General features: G+C 64.0%; 11 protein-coding genes. 8 read left to right on the top strand and 3 right to left on the bottom strand.

Features of this window, described 5'->3' with window-relative positions:
* The 3 genes from B5D38_RS11160 to B5D38_RS11150 all read right to left on the bottom strand — a co-directional run.
* Positions 1 to 232 (bottom strand): helix-turn-helix domain-containing protein (locus B5D38_RS11160; protein WP_131829905.1); only part of this gene is annotated, 232 nt, incomplete at its 3' end.
* Between the two features lie 91 nt (positions 233 to 323).
* Entirely contained in the window at positions 324 to 1,685 is a 1,362-nt protein-coding gene (locus B5D38_RS11155; protein ID WP_078708489.1) for a DUF2254 domain-containing protein, read from the bottom strand.
* 171 nt (positions 1,686 to 1,856) lie between these two features.
* Complete coding sequence (locus B5D38_RS11150; RefSeq protein ID WP_078708488.1) at positions 1,857 to 4,031, bottom strand: esterase-like activity of phytase family protein; 2,175 nt, start codon at positions 4,029 to 4,031, stop codon at positions 1,857 to 1,859.
* Positions 4,032 to 4,131: 100 nt separating this feature from the next.
* Here B5D38_RS11150 and ybgC point away from each other — a divergent pair, with 100 nt between their 5' ends.
* The 8 genes from ybgC to tilS all read left to right on the top strand — a co-directional run bounded on the left by ybgC (position 4,132) and on the right by tilS (position 11,917).
* The gene (ybgC, locus tag B5D38_RS11145) at positions 4,132 to 4,593 is read left to right on the top strand and encodes a tol-pal system-associated acyl-CoA thioesterase (RefSeq protein ID WP_078708486.1); all 462 of its coding nucleotides are present in this window, start codon (positions 4,132 to 4,134) and stop codon (positions 4,591 to 4,593) included.
* A 220-nt stretch (positions 4,594 to 4,813) separates the two neighbouring features.
* Positions 4,814 to 5,527 (top strand): protein TolQ, encoded by a 714-nt coding sequence (gene tolQ, locus B5D38_RS11140; RefSeq protein ID WP_078708485.1) that lies wholly within the window; start codon positions 4,814 to 4,816, stop codon positions 5,525 to 5,527.
* Between the two features lie 82 nt (positions 5,528 to 5,609).
* The gene (gene tolR / locus B5D38_RS11135) at positions 5,610 to 6,062 is read left to right on the top strand and encodes a protein TolR (protein WP_078708484.1); all 453 of its coding nucleotides are present in this window, start codon (positions 5,610 to 5,612) and stop codon (positions 6,060 to 6,062) included.
* Between the two features lie 14 nt (positions 6,063 to 6,076).
* Entirely contained in the window at positions 6,077 to 7,153 is a 1,077-nt protein-coding gene (locus B5D38_RS11130) for a hypothetical protein (protein ID WP_078708483.1), read from the top strand.
* A gap of 89 nt (positions 7,154 to 7,242) precedes the next feature.
* Complete coding sequence (tolB, locus tag B5D38_RS11125; RefSeq protein ID WP_078708482.1) at positions 7,243 to 8,553, top strand: Tol-Pal system beta propeller repeat protein TolB; 1,311 nt, start codon at positions 7,243 to 7,245, stop codon at positions 8,551 to 8,553.
* Positions 8,554 to 8,707: 154 nt separating this feature from the next.
* Entirely contained in the window at positions 8,708 to 9,247 is a 540-nt protein-coding gene (pal, locus tag B5D38_RS11120) for a peptidoglycan-associated lipoprotein Pal (protein WP_078708481.1), read from the top strand.
* 239 nt (positions 9,248 to 9,486) lie between these two features.
* Positions 9,487 to 10,545: a tol-pal system protein YbgF gene (gene ybgF / locus B5D38_RS11115; RefSeq protein ID WP_078708480.1), complete on the top strand. Its 1,059-nt coding sequence runs from the start codon at positions 9,487 to 9,489 to the stop codon at positions 10,543 to 10,545.
* 10 nt (positions 10,546 to 10,555) lie between these two features.
* Positions 10,556 to 11,917: a tRNA lysidine(34) synthetase TilS gene (gene tilS / locus B5D38_RS11110; protein ID WP_165690838.1), complete on the top strand. Its 1,362-nt coding sequence runs from the start codon at positions 10,556 to 10,558 to the stop codon at positions 11,915 to 11,917.
* Positions 11,918 to 12,019: the final 102 nt, after the last annotated feature.

The following is a 12,019-nucleotide window of genomic DNA, read 5'->3' as shown; positions in this document are numbered from 1 at the left end:
CCGTGCAGCGCCGGCGCAGCCACTCGGCATGCGCGCCGGCGATCTTCTTCGGCTTGTGCCCACCCATCTGGCCGGGCGCCACACTGCCCGTCTCATGGTGGCGCTGCAGCCATTTGACCGCCGTGCTCACCGCAACCCCGAAGCGCTCCGCCGCCTGATGGCGCGACAGCCCGCCCTCAAGCACCGCCGCAACCACCCGCTCGCGCAGATCCATCGAATAAGGTCGACCCATCCATGCTGGCCTCCGTCTCCAGCCAGCATGTTGAATCAGATTGGCGCCTCCGATGGAATCCTCTTCCGATTCTGCCGAACTTCATCCCGCTCTAGAGGCGCCGCGCTGCCGCTTGCGCCGCTGCGCGGTCAAAGCGCTCCGCCGCCTCGGCAATGGGACGGAACGACGGCTCGGGCAGTTCCTCTGCCGCGAGCGCCAGCAGCGCCGCCTTCTGCTGTCGAAGCGATTCGATATCGATCCGGCGGCCGCAGGCGCCGACGACGCTGGTCAGCGCCTCGATGAAACGTGCTCCCGCGATGCGGTCACGTGCGGCGTACTGCCGCAGACGGCCAAAGGCATGGTCGAGATATTCGGCGAAGCCGTGAGGCTCGACGATGATGCGGGGAACGCCGTCGTCATCCATGCGAAAGGCGCCGGGCGTCCGCCGTCCCGCCAGCTCGCTGAAGGCCGCCGAGAGCCAGTCGATGCAGGTCACCGCGGTGAAAGGGTCGTTGACGCCCGGCGATAGTGCCCGGCCGGCGATTTCAACCAGTTCGTCGAAGAGAAAGAGAATGTCCTGCGCCGGAGTGCGGGCGTTGCCCAAGGCGACGGTTGCGAGAAGAGCGTCGTGCAAATCGTCATCGACCTTTCTCGCAGGCCAGACCGTGAAGAGCACAAGCCCGGGATGGACGAAGGAGCCCGGCTGGCAGGACAGACGAATGACGATATCGCGCTCCTTGGCGATCTTCATGAGCGAGACATCGTCGATCACCTGAGCGTAGCCGCTCCGGGCGGCGAGGATGGCGACGGTGCCGGCGGTTCGTTCATCGAGCCCTTTGTTCAAGCCATCAGGAAGGTGTGCCTGCGTCAGCGTATCGTCCGCACCCTCGCCGATATCCTTGGGAAAGCGATCGCCGATCTCGTCCAGCAACGCATGAGCGATTCCCGCGATGACATTCGAAATGTGGATGTTCGAGGGAACGTGATGAATGAAGTAGATGAGGACGGCGATCGAGCCGAGCGCGAGAATGATGGCGCCGAAGACGGCGGTGTTCGGCACGAAAAGGGCAGCGCCCTCGGCCGCGTCGCGCACGCTGCGCAGCACCAGCATGGAATAGACGAAGGTGGCGACGAAGACGCCGAGCGTCACCTGATTGCCGCGATCGTTCATGAAGTTGGTGAGAAGGCGCGGCCCGTAGCTTCCCGAGGCGAAGACGACGGTCGCCATGGTGACGGAGAAGACCGTGCCAGCAACGCCGATCATCGACCCGCCTATGGCAGACAGAACGGCGCGGGCGCCATCCGGTTGGGCGGCGAAGAGAAAGGCGCTATGGCCGTAGAAGTCGGGCGGGAGGCGAAGATCGACTTGGATGAGCACAAACGCCAGGAGGGCGGCGAACGGCGCCATGACCGATGGCAGGAACCAATAGCTCGCGCTGATGCGCTCATAGGTCTGGAATAAAAGAGCGCGCACGGAACCCTGGATCGAACGTGTTGACAGCTAAGGGCGATCTAGGGGCGGGACGCCGCGCTGCAACAGCCCAAAAGCCGCAGGCAGAGCAAGAAGAAAGCGGATGCAGCCGTGCGGCATCCGCCGTTCGTCTTCGGAAACGGGCCAAACCGTCAGCGACCCGGCTGCGCGCTCTCACATCTTGCCGATGGAGAAGAACATGGTTTCGCCGGAGGAGTCGTCGACGCCGTCATTGTCGGTGACGACCCAGCCGGTCCCGTCGGCATCGATGGTGAAGCCCTCGACCTTGTCGACGACATAGCCGCCGGTCTTCTCGAGGTCCGGCATCAGGTCGCGCACCTCCTCCTTCTTGACTGTCGGAAGCTCGCCGCCGAGGGGCGCGGGCGAAAGGCCGTCCAGCGAGACCTTGAACAGCTTCTTTTCCTTCGCGGCGGTGCCGATCTGGTTGTCTCGTTCGATGATGTAAAGCGCGCCGTCGTGCGCTGTGATCTCGGATAGTCCGACCCAACCCGCCTCAGCATGATCGAGGGGATAGCGCACGGCGCCGGCCCATTTCTTTCCCTTTGTATCGTACGCCAGCAGCTTGACCGTATCCTTCGGATCATCCTTCCACGGGCGCTGGATCGCGACCCACAGGAGGTCGCCAACCTTCGTCACGCCCTCGGCGCCGAAGCGCGTCTCGTTTCCCGCGAGCTCCTGCGGGAAGGGCACTTCCTGCTTGATCTCGCCCTTGGCGCTGACGTGATAGAGGGCATGGGGCACCAGCTTGGCCGCGTCGCCTTCCGAGGCCAGCCAGAAGCCGTCCTTGCCGTCGCCCGTGATGCCTTCGAGGTCCAGCTTCTGCGCCGGCATGCCGTCACGCGTCACGCGGATTGCCTTGGTGATGGCGGCAGGCGTTTGCGTGGCATCGATGGCGAAGATGGTGGGCTGGGTCTTATAGAAGGAGTCGCTCACGCCATAGAGCATTCCCGCCTTATCCGGAGCCGCGAACAGCCCCGAGAGCGCGCCCCAGCCGAGGGGTTTGCCGTCCTGATCCTTCGAGACGAGCATAGGATAGCTCGCCTTGCCCTCGCCGAGCTCGTAGATCATGACGTGAGAGCGCGCGCCGCCGTCCTCCCCCAGGTCTGCCTCGTTTGCCGTCGCCAGAAGGTTGCGACCGGGAATGGTCACGGCACTTTCGGGAGCGATGCCGGAGGGAAGAACCTGCATGAACTCCGGCGCCTCGCCGCCGAGCTTATAGACGCCGGCCGCCGAGCCGCGCTCGGACAGGACAAAGAGATACTTGCTGTCGGCGAAGGTGCCAACAGCAAGTCCCTCCGGCTCGACGCCCTTCGCATCCGATCGCTTGTCGGGGTAATGCCCCGCGCGGATCAGCTCGTATTCGAACGCGGGGCCGGATTCGAAGGTGACGTTGCCCTTCTTGTCGAAGATGGAGAAGCTGCGCGAGCCGCCCTTGTAGTCGCCTTCGTTGGCCGAGGCGAAATGGTCAGTGTCGATCCATTTCACCGTGTCGGGTTCGCGGCGGCGGCCGTCCTGATTGTCGGTGAACTCCAGCTTGCCGTCATCCTTGGCGTCGATGCCCTTCAGGTCCACGGTTCCGGTGGAGAAGTGCTTCGTTACCTTGCCCGTCGTCGCATCGACGATTGCGAAATGATTGTTTTCCTGAAGAGATACGACGATCTCGTTGTTTTCGTTGATATCGACGAATTCCGGTTCGGGGTCTTCCGGCGCGATTTCCGCGAGGCCCGTCAGGTCGACCGTCTTCACGCTGGCGCAGTCGGGCGCGCCGTCCTTCAGCGAGAAGATCTTGAGGTCGCCGGCGGGCATCTGCGGCAATTCGCCGTCGTTCAGGTCCTCGTCCCGCTCGTTCTCGATGGCGATGGCGGCAAAGCTCTTGTCGGGAGAGACCGCGACCGAATCCGGCTGGCCACCAAGATCGCAGGTGGTGCTTGTCTCGTGCGACTTCAGGCCGATCGTGATGAGCTTGCCAGAGGGGTTCTTATAGTTTTCGGAGGTGTTCACCGCGGCGAGCACGCTGTCGCCGGAGATCGCGACCGATGTCGGCTCGCCGTCCACCTTGACGTAGCCGGCGGCCTTGGGGGCGCGGGGATCCGTGATGTCGATGAAGCCGATGCCGCCGAGCGGGCTGTCGGAATAAACCAGGGTGTTGCCATCCTCGGACGCGGCGATAATTTCGGCCGAGGACGGATGAGCCTTGTCCTGGTCGCCGGGAATGTTCGTCGCCACCGGAAAGGACGCCACCCGGTTGAAGACCTGATCGGCCTTTGCGGCCAATGTGGTCGAGGCGAGGGCGATCGAGAGGACCGAGAGGGTTCTTGCGGCAGACATCGGGAGGCTCCATCCGAGGTTCTTCGGTGGCGTTCCCAATCATTCGTCTGTTACAACGCGATGACATTTTCCCCGAAAGAATTGACCTGAAGGAACAGTGATGAGCGAAGGGCTGTCGGGGCGCCTCGAAAACGGAGCCCACATATTCCCCGTTCGCGTCTATTACGAAGATACGGACTTTTCCGGCGTCGTCTATCACGCGCGCTATCTCCATTTTCTCGAGCGGGCGAGGACCGAGTTGCTCCGGCTGCTAGGCATCAGCCACAGCCGCATGGAAGAGGGCGGCTACGGGGCGCCCTTGGCCTTCGCCGTGCGGCGAATGGAGATCGACTTCCACCGCTCCGCCCGGATCGACGATCTCCTGTCGGTGCGAACGAGCGTGCGCAAGATCGCGGGGGCGCGAATCGTATTGACGCAGCAGGCGTTGCGGGGCGCGGAAGTGCTCATCGAAGCTGTCGTCACGATTGCGGTCGTCGCCAATGGCCGGGCGCATCGTTTGCCGCCAGAGATCGCGGCTCGGTTCGGCGAGGTTCTTGCCGAAGACGGAGTCCTGGCTCGGTAACGGGTTGTTAACCCTAACCTTGCTTGAATAGGACCCGAAAGATTTGACGTTGATTCGCGCCATTCTTTCACCCGATTCGACGGCAAAAAGGCACCTCAACGGCGCGAGTCCGACTCGGCGGCAGGTCAGATTCGGCTTCATCTGACCCCGCATCCTCCGGATCTCGCCGCAAGAGGGGCGGCCGCCAGAAGCGGGCGGCACGTGCAAGGAACAACTGGCAATGAATGAAGTCGCTCAGTCCGCGCTGGCTGCACCAGTGGGTACGATTTCGCTGTGGGATCTGTTCTGGCAAGCCAGCTTCATCGTCAAGCTGGTGATGCTTGGCTTGCTCGGCGCCTCTGTCTGGACGTGGGCGATCATCGTCGACAAGACGTTGCTCTACGGCCGGTTCCGCCGGCAGCTCAACAAGTTCGAGAACGTCTTCTGGTCCGGTCAGTCGCTTGAGGAGCTCTATCACAATCTCTCGGAGCGCCCGGCTTCGGGGATGGGGGCGCTGTTCGTCGCCGCGATGCGCGAATGGAAGAAATCCTTCGAGAAGGGTGCGCGTTCGCCCCTCGGCCTCCAGACCCGCATCGAAAAGGCGATGGACGTGACGCTGGCGCGCGAGATCGACGCCTTGGAGTCTCGTCTGGGATTCCTGGCGACGGTCGGGTCGGCGGCGCCCTTCATCGGTCTGTTCGGCACGGTGATCGGCATCATGACGTCGTTCCAGGCCATCGCCGCATCCAAGCAGACGAACCTCGCCGTCGTGGCGCCGGGCATCGCCGAGGCGCTTCTCGCCACGGCCATCGGTCTTGTCGCCGCGATCCCCGCCGTCATCGCCTACAACAAGCTGACATCGGACGCCGGCAAGCTGGGCAACCGGCTGGAAGCCTTCGCCGACGAATTTTCCGCCATCCTTTCCCGTCAGATCGACGAGAAGACGTCGCGCTGATCATCGGGCAATGCGCGGCGGCATCGAAGGCGGGCAAAAGGGTTGAGGGGCACGGCCCCTCGCACGTAGGAGCGATTGGTTCATGGGTATGTCCGTTAACGCGGCATCATCGGGGGGTGGGTCCCGCCGGCGTCGGTCGCGCAAGCGCGCGCCGATGAGCGAGATCAACGTCACCCCGATGGTCGACGTCATGCTGTGCCTGCTCATCATCTTCATGGTGGCCGCGCCTCTGCTCACCGTCGGCGTGCCCCTGGAGCTGCCGCAGACGCAGGCGAAGGCGCTCAACGCCGAGCACCAGCCGATCGAGATTTCCGTGAAGGCCGAGGGCACGGTCTATATGGGCGAAACCGAAATCGGCATCGATGAGGTCGTGCCGAAGCTCGAGGCGATCGCCAAGAACGGCTATAACGAACGCATCTTCGTGCGCGGCGACAAGTCTGCGGACTATGGCATGGTGATGCAGGTCATGGCGCGCATCTCCGCCGCCGGCTTCTCCAACATCGGTCTCGTCACCGCCTCGGAAAAGTCGAGCTGACAGACGTCTTTGCCATGAAAACCGGTCTCGCTGCCTCCGCTGCCATCCATGTCGCGGCCCTCACCTGGGGGATGTGGAGCCTGTCTTCACCCCATCCGTTGGACGCGACCTATTCCGAGGCCTTGCCGGTGGAAATCGTCATGGGAGACACCTTCCAGGGCGTCAAAGGCGAAAAGACCGCGCCGATCCGCGAAAAGCCGGCGCCGGCTCCGACCAAGAAGCCGCAGACCCTGCCGATGCCGGCGGAGAACGTCGGCGACAACGAGGCCGACCTCAAGACGCCACCCGTGCCCGAAGTCCGGCCCAACCGCAGCGAGACGCAGGCGGCTTCCGCACCTCCGCCTCCGCCACCGCCCCCCGCCAAGACCGAACCCGCGCCCAAACCCGCAGAGCCGGTTGCCAAGCAGGAGCCCGCCCCCGAGAAGGCGCCGGAGCCCAAGGCCGAGCCCAAGCCCAAGGACGATCCGATCGAAGAGATGATCGCCGACGCGGCGGACTCCAAGCCAGAGGAGCCCACGCCACCGGCTCACGTCCCCGTGCCGGTGAAAAAGCCGGCAGCGCCCGCGCCGCAGCAGGTGGCCGAAGCCAAGCCGACGCCGCAGCCCTCTACGTCCAAGCAGACGAGCTCGTCCAAGACCCAGGCCGACCAGTCATCGGACTCCAAGTTCAACGCCGATCAGATTGCCGCGCTCCTCAGCCAGGAGAAGGCGTCGGGCGGTGGAGCCAAGCGCTCGACAGAGCCCGCTGCTCTCGGCAGTCGCGAGACGACCGGCTCTGTTCTGACACGAAGCGAGCTCGGCGAGCTTCAGGGTATGATCAAGGATCAGATGGCCCGCTGCTGGTCTCCGCCGACCGGCGGCACGGGCGCCGATTCCGTGAAGATTTCGATCAAGATGGAACTCGACCCGTCCGGTACATTGCAGGGGATGCCGTCGATCGTTTCCGGCGGCGGCGGATCGGGAGTCGAACGAGCCGCTGCGGAAGCCGCGCTGCGTGCCGTGCGTCGCTGCTCGCCCTACAATCTGCCGGCGGACAAATACCAAGCCTGGTCTGAGGTCACTCTCAATTTCGACCCGAGCGAGATGTATTGACGCCCTGATCGATTCCCCCAGCCCCCAAAGGGTCCATATTGACCATCCGAAAGGCGTGTGTCGCCGCCAATCGAACGGGAAAGCCATTGATGAAAAGTACCGCCCATCGTCTGTTTGCCGCGCTCGTTCTGGCATTGGGTTGCTGGGGTGTGGCTCAGCCGGCTCACGCCCAGCTCGAGGTCGACATCACGCGTGGCAATGTCCAACCTCTGCCCATCGCCATTCCCGACTTTCTCTCGAAGGATGGCATCGGCCAAAAGATTTCCTCGGTGGTCGCCGCCGATCTGAAGCGGTCGGGGCTGTTCAAGCCGCTCGATCCCGCATCGTTCATCGAACGAGGCGCCAATCCCGATTCGGCACCGCGTTTCGCGGACTGGACCGCGATCAACGCCCAGGCGCTGGCCGTGGGCCGCGTCACGCCGGAGGCCGATGGGCGCCTTCGAGCAGAATTCCGGCTTTGGGACACGTTCGGCGGACAGCAGTTGACGGGCCAGCAGTTCTATACCAATCCCGAGAACTGGCGGCGCGTGGCCCATATCATCGCCGACGCCATCTATGAGCGGCTGACCGGCGAAAAGGGCTACTTCGATACGCGCGTCGTCTTCGTCGACGAGACAGGATCGAAGGAGAAGCGCATCAAGCGTCTGGCGATCATGGATCAGGATGGAGCGAACGTGCGCTATCTGACCAATGGTCAGGACCTCGTCCTGACGCCGCGCTTCTCTCCCTCTCGCCAGGAAGTCACCTATATGTCCTTCGGCGCCGGCGAGCCGCGCGTCTACCTGCTTCAGCTCGACACCGGTCAGCGTGAGATCGTCGGCAACTTCCCTGGCATGACGTTCGCGCCTCGCTTCTCGCCGGACGGGCAGAAGGTGATCATGAGCCTGGAGCAGGGCGGCAACGCCAACATCTACGCCATGGATCTTCGTTCGCGCGCAACGACCCGGCTCACCAGCAGCAACGCCATCGATACGTCGCCGAGCTATTCGCCCGATGGGGCGCGGATCGTGTTCGAATCGGACCGCGGCGGGCGCCAGCAGCTTTACACCATGAACGCCGACGGTTCGGGCCAGCAGCGCATTTCCTTCGGTGAAGGCTCCTATTCGACGCCAGTGTGGTCGCCGCGCGGCGATCTCATCGCCTTCACCAAGCAGTCCGGTGGCCAGTTTCAGATCGGCGTCATGCGGCCCGACGGATCGGGCGAACGCATCCTGACCTCGGGCTTCCACAACGAGGGCCCGACGTGGTCGCCCAATGGCCGCGTCGTGATGTTCTTCCGTCAGGCTCAGGGCGCGGCGGGACCGAAGCTCTATTCCATCGACCTGACCGGCTACAACGAGCAGTCCATCCCGACGCCGGCCTTCGCCTCGGATCCGGCGTGGTCGCCCTTGCTCGAGTAGGCCTTTCCAAGGCCGCGCTGTCTCGGCGGCGCGGCCTTTTCAATACCGTGCAAATGGTTATGCTTGCCGAAAGCCTCCCGCTTTCACACCGCGTTAACCAGGCGCAGAGTAAACAACCGGTAGCGTTAATTCATCCGATCCAAAGGAGCTGGCCATGGGCCGGATCATGGTGGCTCGCAGCCACATCGCAGTTTCCGTTATGCTTGCCGCCATCCTGGCCGTGTCGGGGTGCGCGTCGAAGAAGGGAGCTCTGCCGGATAACGCCGCGGGGCTTGGCCTTGGAGGTGCTGGCGCCAATGGCGTCGGCGGTCCGGGGTCAGTGACGCCGGGCAGCACGCAGGACTTTACGGTCAATGTCGGCGACCGCATCTTCTTCGTGACGGACTCCTCGCAGATTTCCTCCGAGGCGCAGCAGATCCTGAACCGCCAGGCGCAGTGGCTCAACCAGTTCCCGCGCTACGCCATCACCATCGAGGGTCATGCCGACGAGCGCGGCACCCGCGAGTACAACCTCGCACTCGGCGCGCGCCGTGCCGCCGCGACGATGGAGTATCTTGCAAGCCGGGGCGTCGCGGCCAACCGCATGAAGACCATTTCCTACGGCAAGGAGCGGCCGGTTGCGGTGTGCGACGACATCTCCTGCTGGTCGCAGAATCGCCGCGCGGTGACGGTTCTGAGCGGCGGCAATTCGTAATCTTCCTCGCTGAAGAATATTTTTATGGGTGGCCGGCTAATGTCGGCCACCCATCGTTTTGACCAGTGCATCGCAGAAATATGCGTGGCTGTTTCCGCGCCACGGCCAAATTTTGGCCGAAGTCCATCGTTCCATGCTAACCAGCGCATCGAGCCGTGCTCCGCACCGGGGCGACGGATTGACCACGCGCGGTCGCCGACCTGCGGCGGTCAGAGGGTAACAAGGAGCGCATTTCGACCATGGTTCATCGCCTGAAAGCGCGGACATCCGCGGGCCTGGCATCCGTCGCCGCGGTTCTGCTTCTGTTGAGCGCCGGTGAGGCAGGCGCCTTCAGCATCCCCTTCCATATCGGCTCATCGCAGGGCGACCGCGAGGCCGGTCTGGCATCCGCCTCCGCACCGGCTGACAATCGTTCGGCCCAGGTTCTTCCTGTTCAGAGCCAGCCCGTTCGCGTCGCCCAGGCGAGCGACACGCTCGTGCGTCTGAACCAGCTGGAGGATGAGGTCCGCCGTCTCAACGGGCGGGTGGAGGAACTGTCCTACCAGCTTCTCCAGGCGCAGGAGCAGATGCGCAAGCAGCAGGAAGACAACGAGTTTCGGTTCCAGGATCTCGAGGGACGCGGCGGCGGCGCCGGTGCATCGGCCTCAGGCCAAAAGAGCGGGGCGCTGGAAAAGCCGCAACCCACCCAGGGCAGCGGGGACGCCGAGTTCGCCGGGTTGACTCCCGAGCCGGGCGCTGCGCCTGCGGGCCAGGGCGCGGATACGACGGGCAACGTTCGCCAGATTCCCGACAGCGGCTCGACCCAAGCGGCCGCGCCGGGGCAGGGGACTGGCACTCCCGCGCCAGCCGCGACACCGACCCCTCCAACAACGTCTTCGGAGACGGTCGCCTCGATCGATCCGAAGAGCGCCGGTGACCTCTACGCGCTGGCCTACAACTATCTGCTCGCCGGCGACTACAAGCTCGCCGAGAACGCCTTTAGGCAGTATTCGCAGACCTATCCCGACGCCAAGGATGCGGCTGATGCCGAATATTGGCTGGGCGAGAGCCTCTTCGCGCAGAAGGAATACACGGACGCAGCCGAGGTTTTCCTCAACGCGCAGAAGCAGCACCCCGACAGCCGGAAGGCGCCGGAGATGTTGCTGAAGCTCGGTATGTCGCTGGCCCGGCTCGACAACGCGGACACGGCTTGCGCGACCTATAACGAAGTGTCGCGACGCTATCCCAACGTCAGCGACAGCGTTCGCCGCAAGCTCAAGGATGAAAAGACCGCGGCCCGCTGCTCACAGCGGGGATGACCTTCGTTCGATGAGCTGCCTTGCCGCCGAATCTCGCCACGCGGAAGGCGCTGTTCTGAGCCGTGAGACCGGCCGCACGCTGCTGAACTCGTCGCTCGCGCTGCTGGGCAAACGACGCAGCGGCGGCGAAACTCCGGTGCGCGTCGTGCTCGCCGTATCGGGCGGACCCGACTCTGTCGCCCTGATGGCACTGGCCGCCGAGAGTGTGGATGCGCTCGCCGCCACTTTCCATGTCGTTACCATCGACCACGGGCTGCGCCCCGAATCAGTGGCGGAAGCGGCATTCGTAAGCAGGCTTGCATGCTCGCTGGGTCTGTCGCACGAGACGCGGCTGTGGCGCGAAGGGCCGCTCGCCGGAAACGTCTCGGAGCAGGCGAGAGAGGCGCGCTATCGTCTTCTCGCGGCTGCCGCCCGCGAGGCGGGGGCGGCGGCGATCATGACTGCGCATCACCAGGACGACCAAATAGAGACGCATTTCATCGCCGCCGGTCGCGGCGCAGGCCCTCGAGGGTTGGCGGGGATGCGCCCTGTCCGCGAGATCGGGCCCGACCTTTTTCTGCTGCGTCCGCTGCTTGACGTCCCTCGCGCCGCTTTGCAGGCCACTGCTCTCGACCGCTCTCTTTCCTTCGTGAACGACCCCAGTAATCTCGATCCGCACTATCTGCGCGCCCGCATCCGCCGGTCGCTGCGCGAGCAGGATACGAAAGAGCGCGCCGAGGTCCTTGCTCAAATTGCCAGGCATCGGGAGAATCAGAGCCGGGCGGAGCTCAACCTCACCTCCATCATGGGCCGATGGCACGACGCGGGCCTGCTTGTCGTGAGCCCGGAGGGAACGGTCGAGCTCGATCGTCCTGCTTTCCAGAAGCTTGAGTCTCTCTCTTCGATAGCCTTGCTCGAACGTATTCTGTTGGCCGTGGGGGGAGGGGCGCACCCGCCGGCGCGATCGGCGGTCGAACGGTTCGACCATCACTTGAAGAATGGCGATCAAGTGCGGACCGTCACGTTGAATGGCATTATCGCCGAGGTGGGCTCGCGCATGAGGTTCGTCCGCGAATTCGGACGTCGCGGCATCCCCTCAGTCGATCTGTCTTCCAATCCCGCCCGCGTTGGCGTTGGCAGCGGCGGCGTTCTGTTCGATCATCGGTTCGAGGTGAATGTTTCTACTGTGGAAGGCAGCGCCAGCCTGATCGCGCTTGGCGCGTTGGGGCGCGGCAATCGGGTGGAGAAGACACTGCCGGTGCTGCTTGACGCCGAGGGAGGCATTCTCGCCGCGCCCGCGGCGCTCCGCGCGAAGGTGCCGCCGGCAACCCCCATCCTGCCGATCAAGGAGCGCATTTCCTGGCGCCTTTGGCAGGATTTGCCGGACGTATGAAGGCCCGTCTCACATTCGTCGTGGAGCACTACGGGATTGTGAAACCAAAATGCCGCAAATGTGCCTGAACTGGTTGGCAAGCCGGGAACACGAACCTATCTT

Origin of the sequence: Consotaella salsifontis, from assembly GCF_900167365.1 — a bacterium.
In the GTDB taxonomy this organism is placed as follows: Bacteria; Pseudomonadota; Alphaproteobacteria; order Rhizobiales; family Rhizobiaceae; genus Consotaella; species Consotaella salsifontis.
The sequence above is the reverse complement of the archived record's forward strand: the minus strand, read 5'-3'. Positions and strand labels throughout refer to the sequence as shown.